This is a genomic window from Pseudomonas sp. CCI4.2, assembly GCF_034350045.1.
Lineage (GTDB): Bacteria > Pseudomonadota > Gammaproteobacteria > Pseudomonadales > Pseudomonadaceae > Aquipseudomonas.
The window spans coordinates 3,201,074-3,219,929 of sequence record NZ_CP133781.1; the positions used below are offsets into that span (position 1 = coordinate 3,201,074).

Sequence of the window (18,856 nt, forward strand, 5' to 3'; positions counted from 1 at the left end):
TGAATTGCGCAAAGAGCCCCAGAAAGCCGTGCACGGTTTCGCGACCTGGCGCTATCCTGCCGCATCGCGAACTCCCGAGTAACGCCGCCCATGCTGCACAAAAACCTCACCCGCCGTCTGGACCTGATCACCCTGCAATTATTTGTGGCGGTGCATGAAGAGGGCACGTTGACCCGTGCGGCGGCGCGGGAGGCGATTGCGGTGTCGGCGGCCAGCAAGCGTTTGATGGAGCTTGAAGACGCGCTGGGCATCGGTTTGTTCGTGCGCAACGCCAAAGGCATGGCCCTGACCGCAGCCGGAGAAACCCTGTTGCACCATGCGCGGCGAATGCTGTTCGACGTGGAAAAAATGGGCGTCGAACTGGACGAGCATATTCAAGGCGTGCGGGGTTACGTGCGGATGCTGGCGAACCTCTCGGCGATCATTCAGTTTTTACCGGAAGACCTGCACGACTTCGTTACCGACCACGCGCAAGTAAAAATCGACCTGGAAGAACGGCCCAGCAACGGGGTGGTGCAAGGCATCGTCGATGGCGTGGCCGACATCGGCATTTGCTCCGAAGACACCGACACCCAGGGCCTGTTCAGCGTGCCTTACCGCCATGACACGCTAGTGGTGGTGATCCGCAGCGATCATCCACTGGCCGGGCGCGACCACGTGGCGTTCGCCGACACCCTGGATTTCGACCACATCGGGTTGCATGCCGCCAGTTCGATCAACATGCGCACCCACGCCGCCGCCCGTGCTTGCGGACGCATACTGCGGCTGAGGATTCATGTGCCGGGTTTTGATGCCGTGTGCCGAATGGTTCAAGCCAACATGGGCATTGGTATCTTGCCGCGCAAGGCCTACGAATTGTTTGGTCACTCCCTCGGGCTGACAGCGGTGACGCTCAGTGATGACTGGTCCGAACGCACTTTATTGCTGGTTGCCCGTGAGTTGAACGCGCTGTCTCCCGTCAGCCGGTCGCTGTTTGATCACCTTAGTCGCCTGGAAACCTTGCGTTAGACGCTTCGCTTCAATCGTTCGCGTTTGGCGAACGCTGCTTGCCAACTGACGGTTTGATTATTCGGCGTCCAGTCCTCTAGCCTTGGCTCAAATTCCAAGAACAATGAGGTACTGACCATGACTGCTCCCCTGAGCGGAATCCGCGTAATCGAGATCGGTACGCTGATTGCAGCCCCTTTTGCGGCGCGCCTGATGGCGGAGTTCGGTGCCGAAGTCATTAAGATCGAATCGATGGGTCAAGGTGATCCTCTTCGTAAATGGCGAAAGCTCCACGAGGGCACATCCCTCTGGTGGTACCTGCAGTCGCGCAACAAAAAATCCCTCGCACTGAACCTCAAATCCCCCGAAGGCATTGCCATCGTCAAGCAACTCGCTGAAAGCACCGACGTGCTGATCGAGAACTTGCGACCCGGCGCGCTGGAAAAGCTCGGCCTGGGTTGGGATGTACTGCACGCCATCAACCCGAAACTGACGCTGGTGCGCATTTCCGGCTACGGCCAGACGGGCCCTTACCGTGATCGACCTGGTTTCGGCGCCATCGGCGAGGCCATGGGCGGGATCCGCTACACCACCGGCACCCCCGGCTCGCCACCGGCCCGGGTCGGCGTCAGCCTCGGTGATTCATTGGCGTCAATGCACGCAGTGATGGGCGCGTTGATGGCGTTGCTGCGGGTCAAGACCGGGCAGGGCGATGGACAGATTGTCGATGTATCGTTGGCCGAAAGCGTGTTCAACGTCATGGAAAGCCTGGTGCCGGAATACGACATGATGGGCCACGTCCGCGAACGCAGCGGCGGTGCTCTGCCCGGTATCGCGCCGTCCAATACCTACCCGACCGCCGACGGCGCGTATGTGGTGATAGCCGGTAACAGTGACCCGATTTTCAAGCGGCTGATGCAGGTTATCGGCCGCGCGGACTTGGCGGAAAACCCGAAGTTTGCCCACAACGATGGCCGGGCGTTGCAAAGCAATCTACTTGACGATGCCATTAGCCAGTGGACGATGAGCCAACCCATCGACGCCGTGCTGCAAGCGCTGGAAGCCGCTGAAGTGCCGGCCGGCCGTATCTACTCGGTGGCCGACATCGTTGCCGATCCACACTATCAGGCGCGGGGGATGATTCTCGACGCGCAATTGCCCGACGGCGCGGCGGTGAAAATGCCCGGTATTGTGCCGAAACTGTCGGAAACCCCCGGTGCAGTGAACTGGCAGGGACCGACGCTGGGCCAACACACTGACAGCGTGCTCGACAGCCTGGGCCTTACCGCCGCGGACATCGCCCGCCTTAAGACTGAGGGGGTGGTGCAATGATTACCGACTATTCCGAACGCTTGATTGTCCAGGAAGTTGCCCCCCGCGACGGCCTGCAAATCGAACCGAAGTGGGTCGAAACCGCCGACAAGATCGCATTGATCGACCAGCTGTCACGGGCCGGATTTTCCCGGATCGAAGCCGGTTCATTCGTCTCCCCCAAAGCCATTCCTGCCCTGCGCGACGGCGACGAAGTGTTTCGCGGCATCCAGCGTATACCCGGCGTGATCTACGTTGCTCTGATTCCTAATTTAAAAGGTGCCCAGCGAGCGATAGGCGCGGGCGCCGATGAGCTGAACCTGGTGATGTCCGCCAGCCAGACCCACAATTTGGCGAACATGCGCATGCGTCGCGAGCAGTCGCTAAGCGGGTTTGGCGACATTGTGGCCTTGGCCCGTGGCACCTCGCTGAGCCTCAACGGTACGGTGGCTACCACCTTTGGTTGCCCGTTCGAAGGTGTGATTAACGAAGAGCTCGTGCTGCAAATCGTCGACGCCTACCTTGAGCTGGGCGTGCAAGGCATCACCCTCGCCGACACCACCGGCATGGCCAATCCACGGCAGGTTTACAGGTTGGTGCGGCGGGTGCTGGCCACGGTCCCGCCTGGGAAATTGACGCTGCACTTTCATAACACCCGCGGCTTGGGCTTGAGCAACGTATTGGCCGCGTATGAAGCCGGTGCACGACGTTTCGATGCTTCTCTGGGCGGCTTGGGCGGTTGCCCGTTCGCGCCAGGGGCTTCGGGCAACATCTGCACCGAAGACCTGGTGAACCTGTGCGAAGAAATGGGCATTCAGACCGGCATCGACCTGCCGCATTTGCTTGAGATGTCGCGCCGCTTGCCCGCGCTGCTGGGTCATGAAATGCCCGGTCAGGTCGCCAAAGCCGGACGCAACAGCGACGTGCACCCCGCACCCGACAATTTGCCCACGTGACACCGCTTCACGCTTGACCGTGGGGGCCACGACGCCCCCATGCCAGACAACAAAAACAATCGGACACCCACGGGAAGTCCGCCTGGAGACACCGCAATGACTATTTCTGTTTTGAATGCAGACAGCACTCCTGCGCACGTAATCAGCGCTGAAAAAGCCTTGATTAGCAAAGTCGCCTGGCGCTTGATGCCGCTGATTATGGTCTGTTACCTGTTCGCCTTCTTCGATCGCATTAACATCAGCTTCGCCAAATTCCAGTTACAGACCGACCTTAGCCTGAGCGACACCGCCTATGGCCTCGGCGCTGGGCTGTTCGTGGTCGGTTATGTGCTGTTTGAAGTGCCGAGCAACATGATGCTGTACAAAGTCGGCGCCCGGCGTTGGATCGCCCGGATCATGATGTCGTGGGGGGTGGCCACGGCGTTGATGGTGTTTGTGAACACCGAATGGCAGTTCTATGCCCTGCGCTTCGTTATCGGTGCGATGGAAGCCGGTTTCGCCCCCGGTGTGCTGTTTTACCTGACCCTGTGGTTCCCGCAGCACTATCGCGGGCGGATCACGTCGATGCTGTTTCTGGCCTCGGCGTTCGCTGGCCTGTTTGGTGCGCCGATTTCCGGTCTGGTGCTGGGGCATCTGGATGGCGTGATGAACATGCGCGGCTGGCATTGGTTATTCCTGCTAGGCGGCTTGCCGTGCATTGCGCTGGGGTTGTTAGTGCTGGTGGTGCTCAAGGACAAAATCGCCGACGCCCATTGGTTGACCGCGCCAGAAAAAAACTACCTGTCGAGCCGAATCGCCCACCACGAACCGCACAAAAGCGGCTCGCTGCTGGCGGCGCTGAAGTTGCCAGGTTTCCTGATGCTTGGGCTGATTTACTTCCTGATTCAAGTGGCGTCCTACGGCCTGAATTTCTGGGCCCCGCAGTTGATTCGCAGCGCAGGCACTGAAAGCCCGGTGATGATCGGCTTGCTTACGGCCATCCCTTACATCTGCGGCGCGATCAGCATGGTGGTGGTTGGGCGTTTATCCGATGCCAGCGGCGAACGTCGCAAGTACGTGGCCGGCTTGGTGGTACTGGGCGCGATTGGTTTCTTCAGCGCCGGTGTATTCGCCGATCACACCGTGTTCCTGATTGTCGCGCTGAGCTTGCTCGGCGCAGGCATCGTCGCCTCCATCCCGGCGTTCTGGGCCCTGCCGCCAAAGTTGTTGGCTGGAGCCGGCGCGGGTGCTGCGGGAGGTATCGCGGTGATCAACACCCTCGGCCAGTTCGGCGGCATCGTCAGCCCGGTTATGGTCGGCCGCATCAAAGACCTCACCGGCAGCACCACCCCAGCTCTGTACGTCATCGGCATCGCCTGCTTGCTCGCCGCCGTGCTGTTGATGTGGGCATTGCCCGCGAAATTGCGTGAGTTGGATAAGACTGTAGGCGCTGCCGAAGGCTGCGAATAAGGTCGAAACGACCTTCAGCGGTTTTAAGACACAATTTACCTGACCCCACCCCGTCGCCTCCCCGAAACTTTGCCCTTGTGCCCCTGTCACTTCAAAAACAGGACAACACAGGGGATCAGGCGATGCCACGAGCTATCTGGAAAGGCGCGATCAGTTTCGGCTTGGTGCACATACCGGTCGCGCTGGTCTCGGCGACGTCTTCGCAAGGGGTCGATTTCGATTGGCTCGACAAACGCAGCATGGACCCGGTGGGCTATAAGCGAATCAACAAGGTCACTGGCAAGGACATGACCAAGGAAAACATCGTCAAGGGCGTGCAGTACGAAAAGGGTCGATACGTCGTGCTCAGCGAAGACGAGATCCGCTCGGCGCACCCCAAATCGACGCAAACCATTGAGATTTTCGGTTTTGTCGACAGCGATCAAATCCCGCTGCAAAACATCGACACCCCCTATTTTCTGACCCCCGACAAGCGCGGCGAAAAGGTCTACGCCTTGCTCCGTGAAACCTTGGTCGATACCCATAAAGTCGCCTTGGCCAATGTGGTGTTGCATACCCGCCAACATTTGGCGGCGGTGATGCCCTTGGATTCGGCCATGGTCCTGGTCATCCTGCGCTGGCCTGCCGAGGTGCGCGGCCTCGATACGCTGGAGCTGACGGACGCGGTAACCGAGGCAACGTTGAGCAAAAGTGAGCGCGAGATGGCCAAGCGATTGGTCAAAGACATGAGCGCCGATTGGGAGCCTGATGAATACCGCGACACCTTCCAGGAAAAGATTATGCAGTTGGTCGAGACCAAAGCCCGGGAAGGAAAAATCGAAGACGTCGAAACCGATACCGGCGAAACCGAACGCAAAAGCGCCGATGTCATCGACCTTACCGAATTGCTCAAGCGCAGCCTGGGCGGCAAAACCGCGGCCAAGCCGGCGAGTAAGGCGCCGGCCAAGCCCGCCGAAAAAGACCCCGCCGACGCACCGGCAAAACGACGAGCACCCCCTCGGAAGAAGACCACTAAAGTGTCTTGAGCCGAGTTGTCGACTGTTAAGTGCCCCCGTTCCCGTCCAGCGCAAGGTGATGAATGATGCCCAAGCCCTTGAGTGAGTACGCCCGCAAACGCAACTTTGAGGTGACGTCCGAGCCGTCCGATGACTCTCCGACCCGCAGTCGCAGCAAGGCCTTGAAGTTTGTTATCCACAAGCACGACGCGCGTAATTTGCACTATGACTTTCGCCTTGAACTGGAGGGCACGCTAAAAAGCTGGGCGGTGCCGAAGGGCCCCAGTCTGGATCCGAAAAACAAGCGCTTGGCGGTCCAGGTTGAAGATCACCCGCTGGGGTACGCGCGCTTTGAAGGCAGCATCCCCGAAGGCCAATATGGCGCAGGTGACGTGATCGTTTGGGATCAAGGCATCTGGCAGCCCCACGGCGATCCGCGCGCGACCTACAAGGACGGCAAGCTCAAGTTCACCTTGGTCGGTGAGAAGTTGACCGGTGAGTGGGCGCTGGTTCGTACACGTCTTAACGGCAGCGGCGACAAGGAGCAGTGGTTGTTGATCAAGGAAAAAGACGACATCGCCCGGCCTGGCGACGAATACGACATCGTCGAGGCGCTGCCGAACAGCGTGATCAGCGGCAAAAGTGTTGGGGCCAAGCGTCAGCCGCCACGCCCGTCGAAAAGCCTGAGCGCGAAGCCAAAACCCACGGCGCCATCGTCAGCAATCGCCGCTAAAATCAACGGGAAGGTCATTGTGGCTGGGGTCGGTATCAGCCATCCCGACCGTATTGTCGACAACGAAAGCGGCACGCAGAAAATCCAGGTGGCGCAGTTTTATGAAGCCATCGCCGACTGGATTTTGCCGCACTTGAAGCAGCGTCCCGTGGCCTTGCTGCGCTGCCCGGAAGGGATTAGCGGTGAACAGTTTTTCCAGAAACATGCCGATCAACTGGCGATCCCGAATATCAAACAACTGGTCCCCGGACTTGATCCCGGCCATGCGCCGTTGATGGAAATCGACAGAGTACGGGCGCTGGTCGGCGCCGCGCAGATGGGCACCCTTGAGTTCCATACCTGGGGCGCCACCAGCGACAAGATTGAAACCCCGGACCGGATTGTTCTGGACTTGGACCCTGACCCTGCTTTGCCCTGGCGAAGCATGCTTGAAGCGACGCAAATGACCTTGAGCGTACTCGACGAATTAGGGTTGCAAGCATTCCTGAAAACCAGCGGCGGCAAGGGCATGCACATCATTGTGCCGCTCGCCCGGCACGCGGACTGGGACACGGTCAAAGCCTTCGCCAAGGCCATTGCTCAGTTCATTTCCAGGCAATTACCCGAGCGCTTCACCGCGACCATGGGCCCGAAGAACCGGGTGGGTAAAATTTTCATCGACTACCTGCGCAACACCCGTGGCGGCAGTACGGTGAGCGCGTACTCCGCACGCGCCAGACCGGGCTTGCCGGTGTCGGTGCCTATTAGCCGCGACGAACTGAGCGAGCTGAAATCCGCACAGCAATGGACGGTGGGCACTATTGAGCAGCGTCTCGACGGTCTTAAAAATGATCCGTGGGCAGGCTACAAAAACCGCCAACGGATTAGTCATAAGATGTGGGTGCAGTTGGGTGTTGAGGAAGAGTAGGGCGGTTTTACGGGGCCTCTTTCTGCAATTCGATATTCAATTCACATAAAGACAGATGAAGAAATTCTGTAGGAGCCGAAGGCTGCGATCAGATGTTCAGTGCTTACTATTCCGTGTCGGCCCAAGTCTCCGTGGGAGTTGGCTTGCCAACGAAAGCTTCAATCCAGACAACCCAGGTTTCAGGTCGATATCAGCGGCGTGACGAAGGGCCTCTTCGCAGGCAAGCCTACTCCCTCAGTCTCGGCGGCTTCGCAGCATTCGGCTCTTACACATGGCCGCCCGCCTATAGATAACCATACGCTCAGCAATCACAAAGGCCGGATATACACCCGGAATACAGCGCCACTACGTTGTTTGTAAAGATGACTCACGGCAACCTCACTCCCCCCAACATGCTGCGCAACCGTGCGGAATTTCCTACACATCGCGATTAACTTCAATTCCAGCAATGACGATCAAAGAATCCGATACAGCAAGCGCTCAATTCGTACCCGGCTGACCCGGCGCAGGAAGGTGCGTACGGCAAGCGGGTATTCGCTGAGGGTGTCCAGCTCATCGTACTTGCCCACACGCAACGTATTGCGCATCAGTTGGGTCAGTTCAGCGGTGCGCGGTGCTGTCCATTCGGCCCGGGGATCGTCGATCAGCAGGGCGTTTTCCAAGTCCAGCTGAAAGGCGCGTGGGTTGAGGTTGTTGCCGGTCAGCAAGGTGTAGCGCTCGTCCGCCCACAAGCCTTTGAGGTGGAAGGTGTTATCGCCGTCCTTCCACAAGTGCAGGTTCAACTGATGCTTGGCGATGGGTTGCTGATGCTTGCGGGCGAATTTGCGCAGGCTGATTTCGTAGAGGTACGGCAGCGCAGCGATGACCTTGAACGGCTCGTCGGCGGGGATGAAGAAGTCGTTGGCGGTCTTGTCGCCAATGATGATGTCGATCTTCACCCCGCGCTTAAGGGCGCGGTTGATTTCACGGGTGACCACCACTGGCAAATTGAAATACGGTGTGCACAGGGTCAATTGCGTTTGGCTGGCGGCGATCAATTCACAGATTGTGCGGCTGAGGGGGTTTTTGTTGCCCACACCCAATAGCGGGATAATCCGTAGCCCGCCGATGTCTTCGGTGCCAGCGGTGGTGTCGTATGACGCGCGCTTGAGGTGATTGCGCAACCCGCGGATTTCGCCGCGCAAGCTGCGTGAGGTGGGCGGTGATGGCAGGTCGAGGCGGTGTACGGCTTTTGACGTAAGCACGTCCTGCTGCACCATGTGCTGCATCGAGTCAGCCAATGCTGTGTTTTGCAGCAGGTGATAACGGTCGAGACGGTACTTGTCGAATTTGTGCAGGTAAACGTTATTGATGCTGGCGCCGCTGTAGATCACGCAATCGTCGATCACCGTGCCCTTGAGGTGCAACACACCAAACAGTTCGCGGGTTTGTACCGGCACGCCGTAGATCGGCACTTCTACATCGTGTTCAAGGTTTTGCGCCTGGTACCACGCCGAGTTGCCCGGCTGCTTACCGGCCCCGATCAGGCCCCGCTGTGCCCGAAACCAGTCCACCAACACCACCACATCCAGTTCCGGCCGTGCTGTTTTGGCTGCGTACAAGGCCTCGAGAATCTCCTGACCGGCTTCATCTTGCTGCAGGTACAAAGCGATCACATAGATTCGCTGAGTGGCCGAGGCGATTTTTTCCAGGAGGCAGCGGCGATAATCGGCGGCGCTTGGCAGTAGCGTCACAGCATCGGCGGACGACGAAAAACCACGAAGTACAGGAAGAAGGGAGCGTCTGAAAGTGGAGCGCATAAGCCTCTCGAAGCAATAACCGGACAATTCGCGAGCTTACACCAGAGCGCGGGGTCACGTTGATATCCACATCAATGTGCCTTCCGTCTGATCAGGGCGTCAATTGGACGGAAGATAAATTTCCTAGGCTATGCGAGTGATGCTTTACAAGCCGCCTGTCGTTGTTTTCGAAGTAATAATGGCCATTTATCTAACTGAATCATACGGCTGCAAGTGTTATCCAAGGAGGGTTGGTGTACGCTGGGCGCGGCTAAAAAAAAGGGTGAAGTTGTTGAGTTCCCACGATGACGATAACAGCGTAGATCGAGTAAAACCGATCAAAAGGGCGCCAGTGCTTTGGTTGGCGGTCATTGCGATTTTTTTGGTCTGTGTATCGATTGTCACGTTTAACGTGTGGCAGCTTGAACATGCAAAAAACCATGAGCTGTATCAGGCCGAAATAGCCACCTCCAACCTTTCCAAATCCCTGGCCCAGCAAGCGGAAGATACCTTCGACGAAGCCGATGTGGTGTTGATCGATTTGGTGGAGCGGATTGAGAATGATGGCCTGGGGCCAGCTCAAATCAGGCGGATCGAGCGTCTGTTGGCAAAGCATGTTGTGGAAGCCCATCAACTGCAGGGCGTTTTTTACTTCGACCGCACAGGTCGGTGGATTATCAGTTCGTTCGGCATCAAGCCAGCAAGTGCTAACAATTCCGATCGGGAATACTTCCAGTATCACCAGCAAAACACCAACCTTGGGCCGCACATAGGCAGGGCGGTGCGGAGTCGAACAACCAACGATTGGGTCATCCCTATTTCAAGACGAGTGAACGATAAAAGTGGAAACTTCGACGGTGTGGTATTGGCCACATTGAACATGAAGTATTTCGATCAGTTTTTCGACAGTTTCAATATGGACAATAAAGGCGCGATCTTTCTGTCCATGACGGATGGCACTATATTGGCCAGGCGACCCTTTACGGATGATGTGATCGGGAAGTCGCTCGCCAAAGGCCAAGTATTCAGCGACTACTTATCCAAGTCCACATCGGGTACCGCCATGGTGACCTCGATTATTGACAAAGTGACCCGGCTGTACGGTTACCGGCAATTGGAAAAATACCCCTTGGTGGTGGCAGCGGCGATTTCCGAAGAGTCATTGCTTGATGAGTGGCGTCAAAACTCGTTTAAATCAATCATCATTATTATTAGCGCAGTGATGGCTAATATCTTGTTCGGCATCCTGTTGGTTCAACAGATTCGGTTCGGCCTGCAAGCGGAAGCGAAGATGCGCATCGCCCAGAGTTCGCTGGAAAAACTCGCGCTGCAGGACAGCTTGACCGGGTTGTCCAATCGCCGGCATTTTGATCAGGTTCTGAACGTTGAGTTCCGACGCAGCGAGCGGAAAAAAGCGCCTTTGAGCCTGATCATGCTGGACATCGACTTCTTTAAAAGTTTCAACGACAACTATGGGCATTACGCCGGCGATCACTGCATTGTTGCTGTTGCGGACACCCTTCGGGCTTGTTTGAATCGAGCGGGCGACCTTGCTGTTCGTTACGGCGGGGAGGAGATGGCGGTTTTCTTGCCGGAAAATGACGCAGTGGGCGCGTTTGCGTTGGCTGAAAAGATCCGCCTCGCCGTGGTTGCCAAACAAATGCCCCACGGCGATAACCCGCTGGGCATCGTCACGGTCAGTCTCGGGTGCTACACCTGCGTACCCGGTGACGAAAACACCATCGTGACATTGATACAACGGGCCGATGCAGCCTTGTATTCCGCGAAAAAAGCTGGCAGAAATCGCAGCATGACCTTTGACGGGGATGCTTGAGAGGGTTAGCTTCACTTTGACGTATTACGCTTGAGCGGCCGGCGCGAGCAACTCGCGCTGAATTGACCATAGATCGTTATCCCAACCTGGACAGCTTCTATGCAGAATCTCGGTAGTAAGGGATTATCACTCACCAAGCGGCTGTTCAAATCCCGAGCGATAGGCTCCGCGCTTGGCTTTCTTTGCATCGCTGTTGCCATGTTCCCGCTGCACCCTCCCGCATGGGCGTGGGCGTTGATGATCCTCAACGGCTTTATCTGGCCAGTAGCCGCGTTTCAATTGGCGCGCCGATCGACATTTCCGCTAAAAACCGAGCAACGTAACGTGCTGCTGGATTCGTTTTTTTGTGGTTTTTGGGTTGGAGCCATGCAGTTCAACCTATTGCCCAGCGTGACCAGTATGTCGATGATGGCCATGAACAACGTTGCGCTGGGCGGCATACGTTTTCTGCTGACTGGCTGGCTGGCCCAGGCCTTGGGTATCACGGTCTCAGTGTTAGTGTTTCCTTTGGCGTTCCAGCCTGAGACCAGCACGGTGCAGATGTTTGCCTGTGTGCCGCTGCTGGCAATCTACCCGTTAATGCTTGGCTGGATTGCCTATAAACAAAATCACCTGTTGAAAGACCACAAACGTGCGCTCTTGGCGCTCAGTCAAACTGACAGCTTGTCCGGACTGTTAAATCATGGGGCCTGGAAGGGGCATCTTGATGTGGAATTTCAGCGTTGCGCGTTGGCCCAGCAGGGCGGCACCATTGCCTTGATCGATATTGATCACTTCAAAGTCATCAACGATACCTACGGGCATGTGGTTGGTGACAACGTCCTTCGGCAGTTGAGCAAGGTACTCAATCAGAACTTGCGCAAGTTCGACTTGGCGGGCCGTTACGGTGGCGACGAATTTTGTGTGATTCTTCCCGATACCTCGTTGGCGACGGCCGCCGAGATCATGGACCGCCTGCGCGATACCTTTAATGCAACCCACTATGAGTGGGAACCGATGATGAAAGTCAGCCTCAGTATCGGACTCGCGCCCTATAGCCCGTCACATGCAGACGCGACCTTCTGGTTGAACGAGGCGGACAAGGCGTTGTACGTGGCGAAAAGTACCGGGCGCAACCGAGTCAGCTGCAGGGTGGATGGCGCGTTGCATCCGGTCCTGAGTGACCCGGTCTAGGCGCGGTTTTTAATAGCCGTTATGGCGCAGCAGGGTGTCGATACTGTCCTTGGAGGGACGCCCGTAGAACTTCAGCAATTGCGCTGCACGGTTGGTAAAGAAACCGTCGGCGCCACGTGCGCTCAACGCTTTGAAATCTTCAGCGTCATCGACGGTGTAGGGATGAATTAACAGACCTCGGTCATGGGCCATTTTGGTCATCCACGGCTTGACCATGTCCATGTAGCTTTGGTCGCCACCGTGTTTGAGTACCGACGCAGGACCAATCCCCGAGGCGCCGTGGGCTTTAGCCCAATCCATCCAGGCGGCGAACTCCGCTTCGGACTTCACCTCACGCCCAGCATAGAACGCCGCTTTATCTTTGGCGCCGGACGCTTTGAAGTCTACCGTCGAGCTGGCTTCCATGTAGCCATCACCGATCCACAGCAACAGCACTTTGGGCACCTGCGGCATGCTTTTTTGCAGCAGCTCCAGGCTAGGTTTTTCGAAGGTCTGCAACACCACGCGGCCTGGTGTGTTGGCAACGTTTACATGGCCCTTGGCTGCGGCCGGGCGTTGGTCAAGCCAGCCGCGTTTGGCCAACAGTTTCTGCAAATCTTCTTCTACGCCTGGAAACTGCGCGGGTACTTTGGTTTCGATATACAGCCCCGGCTTGTTCTCCCCCTCTTCGGCGATGTCGATGACTTCATTGAGGGTAAGAATTTTCAAGCCTACGTAGCTGCTACGGGCCTTGGCCGGGAACGCCGCGTTGAACCATGAGCCGGCATCGAGGCGCTTGAGCTCCTCCAGGGTGAAGGTGCTGATGGGGTCTTTAATCCGTTCGGGATAGACCTGCGCGATGTTGGTGGTGCGCCCGAGGGTGTCATCGTGCAGGGCAATCAGTACCCCGTCTTTAGTGCGCTGAATGTCCATCTCCAGATAATCAGCGCCCAGATCACGTGCTAACTCATACGAGGGAATGGTCTCTTCAGGCGCATCGAACGATGCACCTCGGTGGCCAATAACAGCGGGCCAGGGCACGCCAATCTTTGCCGCAATGGCTTTGCCGGGAGGTTCCACGGCCAAGGTTGTTTCGCTTAGAAGGAGGGCGCTGGCCAGCAGCGTCAGAAGCCCGAGGGTTTTTGGAATTCGATTTAGCATCGTTGGATCTTCCTTATCAGTCGTCAGACAGGTGCGCTTGCACTGTAGCAAGTCGCGCATGACCGATAGGTGAAGGATCGTTTTAATGCAGGGATGTTTTCAAACGCCGACGGATAAAGCGCAACACCGCCAGCATCAACGCCACGACAATGATTGCCAGTAGCGCGTCTTCTTCGTAGTGCTTGATGTCCGCGAACAGCCACTCCAGTGATTGACCGAACAGGTAGCCAACACCGGCAATCAGCGGCGCCCAAATGGCGGCGCCAATCAGGTTGAACAGGACAAAGCGCGACGTTGGAACATCGCTCATGCCGATGGCAATAGGGCCGGCGATGCGTAGGCCATACATGAACCGCACGCCGATGATCAACCCGGTTTGGTAGCGCTCCAGCAGTAGATTAACCCGCCGGGCGCTGGGTTGCAGTTTGGGAAACCGTGCCATAAGACGGCTGCCGTAGCGGCGCCCGATCGTGAAGAACACACAGTCGCTCAATGCCCCGCCGAACACGGCGACAAGCGCCAGCAGCGGAAACGATAAATAACCTTCGTGGGCCGCAAAGCCGGCGATGATCAGCACTGTTTCCCCTTCCAGGGCTGCACCGATAAAGACGGCCAGATAACCGTACTCAGCAATTACCTGTGTCAGCGTCATACGCGATCCTCATGATGTGGGCCATTGCGCCTGAGTTGACTGATCGCCGTTGGGGTTTGTTCCGTTGGCCGGCTTTCCGGTGCGAGCCGAGAAATCGCAGCCTTCGGCGGTTCCACGGACGATCTGTGCATCACCCCGCGAAGTTCGTTGAAAAGGGTTGCCTGACAAATCGTCTTCGTCGGCAAGCTCTTATAAAACTAATTTTTAATTATTTATAAAACAATAGGTTGGCGCTGGGTTACGTGTGTATATCCGGCCTTTGTGATTGCTCAAATTATGGTTTCGCTTTTACAGCGAGTCACCTTTTTCAAACATCGGGACGCCGAACCGCAAAAAGGTAACCCAAAACGCTTGCCCCACCATGCAGGACCTCGCTTAGGCTCGGCCGCATGGTTTCACGGGGCCTCTTTCCGTAATTTGATATTCAATTCACGGGCGATCTACAGGCAGGCGACCATCTGTAGATACCGTCTTGTTGGCGAAGGTCCTTCGGACCTATCGCAGCCTTCGACAGCTCCTACAGAATCTGTGTAGCGCCAAAACCGTGGGACCGAATTTATTCGGGAAGGCTTCAGTCCTGACACCCTGCAACCTCAAACCACACAAAAAGTGCCACACAGTTTGCTGTGCGACAGCGCGGCGTCGAAGACGTGGCGGACCCTCCTACAGAATCTGTGGGACCAGGCTTGCCTGCGAATGTAACGGCGCGGTGTGCCTTGGCTCACGCCTTGCGGTTTACCGCGCCAGGACCATGGCGAAGTAGCCGAATACGGTCAGCAGAATCCCCGATACGGCATACGCCACCGGAAAGCCGATCCAGGGCACGGTGCTGTCGATTTCTTTTGCCGCTTCGCGCGCAGGGCCCGAGTGACTGCGGGCACCGGCGACGCCGCCCATGAGGATGGCCGGGTTGATCTTGAACACGTGGAAGCCGATAGCCCAGACGATAAACGGTGGGATAGTGCAGGCCACGAAGCCCAAGCCGAATATCTTCAGTGCAATGATCGCGCTCAGTTGCGACACCAGACTGGCACCGGCATTGACGCCGACGATGGCGACGAAAAAGATCAGGCCCATGTCTTCCAAGATATTCCGTGCAGCGTTCGGGGTGTTGCCGAAGAAGCGTACCCGAGATACCAGCGACGAAACGATAATGCCCGAGACCAACAGGCCGCCAGCGTTACCCAAACCCACTGAAGCACCGAACGCCGGCACTTGCACCAGGCCAATCAGCAGCCCCAGCACCATGCCCAACGACAGCGTCAGCAAATCAGTCGCCGTGCTTGGGCGTGCGACTTTGCCGAGAATCCCCGCCGCTTTGTCGATGGCGCTGCGCAGTCCGATCAAGTGCAGCACGTCCATCCGCTGCAAGCGTGTTTCCAGACCGATAGGCAACGGCGCCCCGCCGCGTTCAATGCCCAGCAATTGCACCTGGCCGGCAATCGGAGAGCTGCTGAATTCCTTGAGCGCCTTACCAATGGCGTCGCGGTGAGTCACCAGAATCTCGGCTTCGTCCAACGGAATGTTCAACGCACGGGCATCTGGCACTTCAGGCCCGATCAGGCCCATATGGTCGGTGAGTACATCAAGGCTGCCACCCAAGGCGATGACGTCGCCCAGTTGCAACACCAAGCTCGGGTCGGCGCCGAGCAATTGGGTGCCGCGCTCGACGTTCTCGATCTGGTACTGGGCGAAGTGCTCGCGAAACTGGCCGATGGTTTTCCCTTCGTACGCCGGGTTGACCAACCGATAGGCCCGTAAATCGAAGGGGCGATAACCGCTCAGGCCCGCGTCATCGACATTCGGAACACCGTGTTCGATCTCGTATTCCTTGGCCGCCTTGCGCGCATCCACGCCCCACCAGCGCGGCAGGTATTTGCAGATCAGAATGATCCCCACCGTGCCCCAGATGTAGGTGATGCCATACGACAAGGCAATCATCGCGGTGGCGGCAGCGGCGGTAGTGCCCGGCGGTAGTGGCACTACCCCAGAGGTAATCGCCTGTTCAGCCGAGCCGATGGCGGCGGACATGGTTTGCGAACCGGCGAGAATCCCGCCCGCAGCACCAACCGGCAGCGACAACAGTTTCGTGCCCGTCACCACAATCCCCAACCCGAGGAACGACGACAAAATTGCCAGAAAGGTGAATTTCAGCCCATCACCTTTCAAACTGTTGATGAACGACGGACCGACTCGTAGGCCGACGCCGTACATAAACAGGTAATAAAACAGACTTTTGGTGAAGCTGTTCAGCTCCAGGTGTATGCCATAGGCGGCAGCCCAGGAGGCTATCGCGCACCCAATGACGATGGCCGCCGCGACCGCACCGAGGCCGTAGCCCTTGATGCTGCCACGACCCACCCACACGGACAGGCCAACCACCACAAACAATAAAATGTACGGGTTGCTTTGTAGAAATGTCAGAAATGCAATCACAGTGACCTCGCGCTTTGCGATGAAACGCTATAAACACCGGGCAAATACGTTGCCCGGTGGAGTTCGAGGTCGAACTAAGCCGCGTCGATTGGAGTGGCAGCGACAGCGCCATGGTTGAAGCTCGGGCCGGCGTCAGACGCCAGTACCGGATTTTTTTGCAAGAAGGCGATGGCCTTGCGCAAGTCATCCAGCAGCAAGCCAATCAGGTCGCGGCTGACACCATGCCGTACCAATACCCGCTGGACGACAATGTCCTGGCGGTCAGAGGGCAGTGGGTACGACGCAATTTGCCAGCCGCGCATCCGCACCCGTTCCGACAAGTCATACAGGCTGAAGCCGTGGTCGATGCCGTCCTTCAGTTTGTAACAAACCGCTGGCAGGCCATCTTTGCCGTCGTAAACCAATTCCAGCGGACCCAGCCGGGTAATCTCACCCGCCAGCCACTGCGCAGTGTCCGAACAGGCTTGCTGGATGCGGGTATAACCGTCGCGGCCCAAGCGCAGAAAGTTGTAATACTGCGCGATGATTTCACCGCCCGGGCGACTGAAGTTCAGCGCGAAGGTGGCCATGTTGCCGCCCAGGTAATCGACGTAGAAGATCAACTCTTCCGGCAGATCGGTTTTCGAGCTCCAGATGATCCAGCCCACGCCCAATGGCGCGAGGCCATATTTGTGGCCGGAAGCATTGATCGATTTGACCCGCTCGATCTGGAAGTCCCACTTCAATGCTTGCTGAATGAAGGGGGCGATAAAGCCGCCGCTGGCCGCGTCCACGTGGATCGGAATATTGAGCCCAAGGTCACGCTGCATGGCGTCCAATTCGGCCGCCAACGCCGCAACGGGTTCGTAGATACCGGTAAAGGTCACGCCCAAGGTGGCAACCACACCGATGGTATTTTCGTCGCAATACGCGCGCAGGTCGGCGGGCTCCAGGCCCAGCGCATTGCCACGCAACGGTACTTCACGGATTTCCACGTCGAAATAACGGGCAAATTTCTTCCAGCAAATCTGCACCGGACCGCACACGAAGTTAGGTTTGTCGGTGGGCAGACCGGCTTCTTCGCGAAGTTTTTTCCAGGTCCACTTCAAGGCCAAGCCGCCGAGCATGGCCGCTTCGCTGGAACCGGTGGTCGAACAGCCCACGGTTTGCCAGGATTTCGGCGCATGCCACAGGTCGGCAATGATGTGCACGCAACGGTTCTCGATTTCGGCCGTTTGCGGGTATTCGTCTTTGTCGATCATGTTCTTGTCGAGGGCGTCGGCCATCAACTTCTGTACTTCGGGTTCGACCCAGGTGGTGCAGAAGGTTGCCAGGTTTTGCCGGGAGTTACCGTCCAGCAACAGCTCGTCGCGGACCAGGTTGTAAGCCGCCGAGGGCGCAGTCGAATGATCAGGGAGCCGATACTTGGGCAGGCGTCGTTGCGACGTGCCACTGGAGTAAACGTCTTCGATAGCGTCGTCGCGGGTTTCAGCGGTTTGATGAAGTGCCATGGAATCCTACTCTGCAGAAATGAGGGAAAGGCGATAGCCCTGGCCGCGATGTACAGCGGATTGAGCCGCTTCAAAGCGTGCTGCAAAAACAGTGAACATCAACACAGACAAGCGTTAAGACGTTGCGTGCGCCGCTAATTTAGCGGGCGGGGGTGAGGGTGTTTTCGGGGAAGCGTAGCCAAATTCGATGTGTAACTAACCCGTATGAGCCTACGCTGAAACGGCTGGTGGTTAGTTGATCCAGATCAGTTAATGATCTTCTTCAGCCAGTTATCCAGGTCCATGATTTCGTTATCGCTGATGGTATGGCCGATACCGGGATACGCATGAAATTCAGGCTCGATGGCCAATTCTTTCAGCCAGGTATCAGCGTCAGTTGCGCCGACATACGGTACTCGCTGGTCAGCGGTGCCGTGACCGATGAACACTTCAAGCGCCTTGAAACCCGGTAACGGCTGCAACTCGGATTTCAGTACGGGCAGGATCTTGCCGCTCAACGCAGCGAACCCGCGCAGGATGTCTGGGTGCCGCAGGGCCACTTCATAGGACATGATCGCGCCTTGGCTGAACCCGATCAGAAACACCTTGTCCGGCTGGGTGTTGTATTTCTCGGTGGCTTTAACCACGAAGTCCGAAATCAATGCTTCGCTGCTTTTCAGGTCGTCGGTTTCGCCATCGTAAGGGCCGTCGCCGGGTTTTTTGTTGAACCACTGATAGCTATTGGGTCCGACCTCAAACGGTGCTCGCGCCGACAAAAAGGTGTACTCGGCGGGCAGTTGATCCTTGATGTCGAACAGGTCGGCTTCATTGGCGCCGGAGCCATGCAGGAAGATTACCAGCGGCTTGTTTCGGGATTGTCCGTCAGTCTGTTCCAGGTAACTCAAGGGCAGGTCGGTTTGCAGGGGAGATTGGGCATGAGCGGAGGATGACGCGAGGAGAAACAGTGCAGCGAGAACTTTGATCATATGCCTGCCTTTTCACAGCCTTGTCCGGATCGAGGGCGAAGCTTAGCACC

The 18,856-nt window shown here is 57.2% G+C and carries 14 protein-coding genes; 8 read left to right on the forward strand and 6 right to left on the reverse strand.

Features of this window, described 5'->3' with window-relative positions; all coding sequences use genetic code 11:
- Positions 1-90 precede the first annotated feature (90 nt).
- The 6 genes from RHM65_RS14480 (at position 91) to ligD (ending at position 7,338) form a co-directional block, all read left to right on the forward strand.
- Positions 91-1,008 carry a LysR family transcriptional regulator gene (locus RHM65_RS14480; RefSeq protein ID WP_322165283.1) on the forward strand — a complete coding sequence of 306 codons (918 nt, stop codon included), beginning with the start codon at positions 91-93 and terminating at the stop codon, positions 1,006-1,008.
- Between the two features lie 117 nt (positions 1,009-1,125).
- Complete coding sequence (locus RHM65_RS14485; protein ID WP_322183709.1) at positions 1,126-2,319, forward strand: CaiB/BaiF CoA-transferase family protein; 1,194 nt, start codon at positions 1,126-1,128, stop codon at positions 2,317-2,319.
- On the forward strand, positions 2,316-3,254 hold the full coding sequence (locus RHM65_RS14490) for a hydroxymethylglutaryl-CoA lyase (protein ID WP_322183712.1): 939 nt from the start codon (positions 2,316-2,318) through the stop codon (positions 3,252-3,254). Before RHM65_RS14485 ends, RHM65_RS14490 begins: the two co-directional genes overlap by 4 nt.
- Positions 3,255-3,350: 96 nt before the next feature.
- Positions 3,351-4,703 carry an MFS transporter gene (locus RHM65_RS14495; RefSeq protein ID WP_322183714.1) on the forward strand — a complete coding sequence of 451 codons (1,353 nt, stop codon included), beginning with the start codon at positions 3,351-3,353 and terminating at the stop codon, positions 4,701-4,703.
- A gap of 122 nt (positions 4,704-4,825) precedes the next feature.
- The gene (locus tag RHM65_RS14500; RefSeq protein ID WP_322183716.1) at positions 4,826-5,728 is read left to right on the forward strand and encodes a Ku protein; all 903 of its coding nucleotides are present in this window, start codon (positions 4,826-4,828) and stop codon (positions 5,726-5,728) included.
- A gap of 56 nt (positions 5,729-5,784) precedes the next feature.
- Positions 5,785-7,338, forward strand: a complete 1,554-nt coding sequence (gene ligD, locus RHM65_RS14505) for a DNA ligase D (RefSeq protein ID WP_322183718.1) — start codon at positions 5,785-5,787, stop codon at positions 7,336-7,338.
- Between the two features lie 455 nt (positions 7,339-7,793).
- Here the strand turns inward: ligD and pssA are convergent, their stop codons facing one another.
- Entirely contained in the window at positions 7,794-9,137 is a 1,344-nt protein-coding gene (gene pssA, locus RHM65_RS14510) for a CDP-diacylglycerol--serine O-phosphatidyltransferase (protein ID WP_322165277.1), read from the reverse strand.
- 271 nt (positions 9,138-9,408) lie between these two features.
- On the opposite strand from pssA, the gene RHM65_RS14515 reads away from it, so the two are divergent.
- Positions 9,409-10,950 (forward strand): sensor domain-containing diguanylate cyclase, encoded by a 1,542-nt coding sequence (locus tag RHM65_RS14515; RefSeq protein ID WP_322183720.1) that lies wholly within the window; start codon positions 9,409-9,411, stop codon positions 10,948-10,950.
- A gap of 99 nt (positions 10,951-11,049) precedes the next feature.
- Positions 11,050-12,123, forward strand: coding sequence for a diguanylate cyclase (locus RHM65_RS14520; protein ID WP_322183722.1), 1,074 nt, complete (start codon positions 11,050-11,052; stop codon positions 12,121-12,123).
- 9 nt (positions 12,124-12,132) lie between these two features.
- On the opposite strand, the gene RHM65_RS14525 is transcribed toward RHM65_RS14520, so the two are convergent.
- From RHM65_RS14525 to RHM65_RS14545, 5 genes are all read right to left on the reverse strand, one after another.
- Positions 12,133-13,263, reverse strand: a complete 1,131-nt coding sequence (locus tag RHM65_RS14525) for a glycerophosphodiester phosphodiesterase (protein ID WP_322183724.1) — start codon at positions 13,261-13,263, stop codon at positions 12,133-12,135.
- A gap of 82 nt (positions 13,264-13,345) precedes the next feature.
- Positions 13,346-13,915 (reverse strand): DedA family protein, encoded by a 570-nt coding sequence (locus RHM65_RS14530; protein ID WP_322165273.1) that lies wholly within the window; start codon positions 13,913-13,915, stop codon positions 13,346-13,348.
- Between the two features lie 735 nt (positions 13,916-14,650).
- Positions 14,651-16,351: a transporter gene (locus tag RHM65_RS14535; RefSeq protein WP_322165272.1), complete on the reverse strand. Its 1,701-nt coding sequence runs from the start codon at positions 16,349-16,351 to the stop codon at positions 14,651-14,653.
- A 74-nt stretch (positions 16,352-16,425) separates the two neighbouring features.
- Entirely contained in the window at positions 16,426-17,841 is a 1,416-nt protein-coding gene (locus RHM65_RS14540) for a glutamate decarboxylase (RefSeq protein WP_322165271.1), read from the reverse strand.
- Positions 17,842-18,086: 245 nt separating this feature from the next.
- Positions 18,087-18,806: an alpha/beta hydrolase gene (locus RHM65_RS14545; protein ID WP_322183726.1), complete on the reverse strand. Its 720-nt coding sequence runs from the start codon at positions 18,804-18,806 to the stop codon at positions 18,087-18,089.
- Positions 18,807-18,856: the final 50 nt, after the last annotated feature.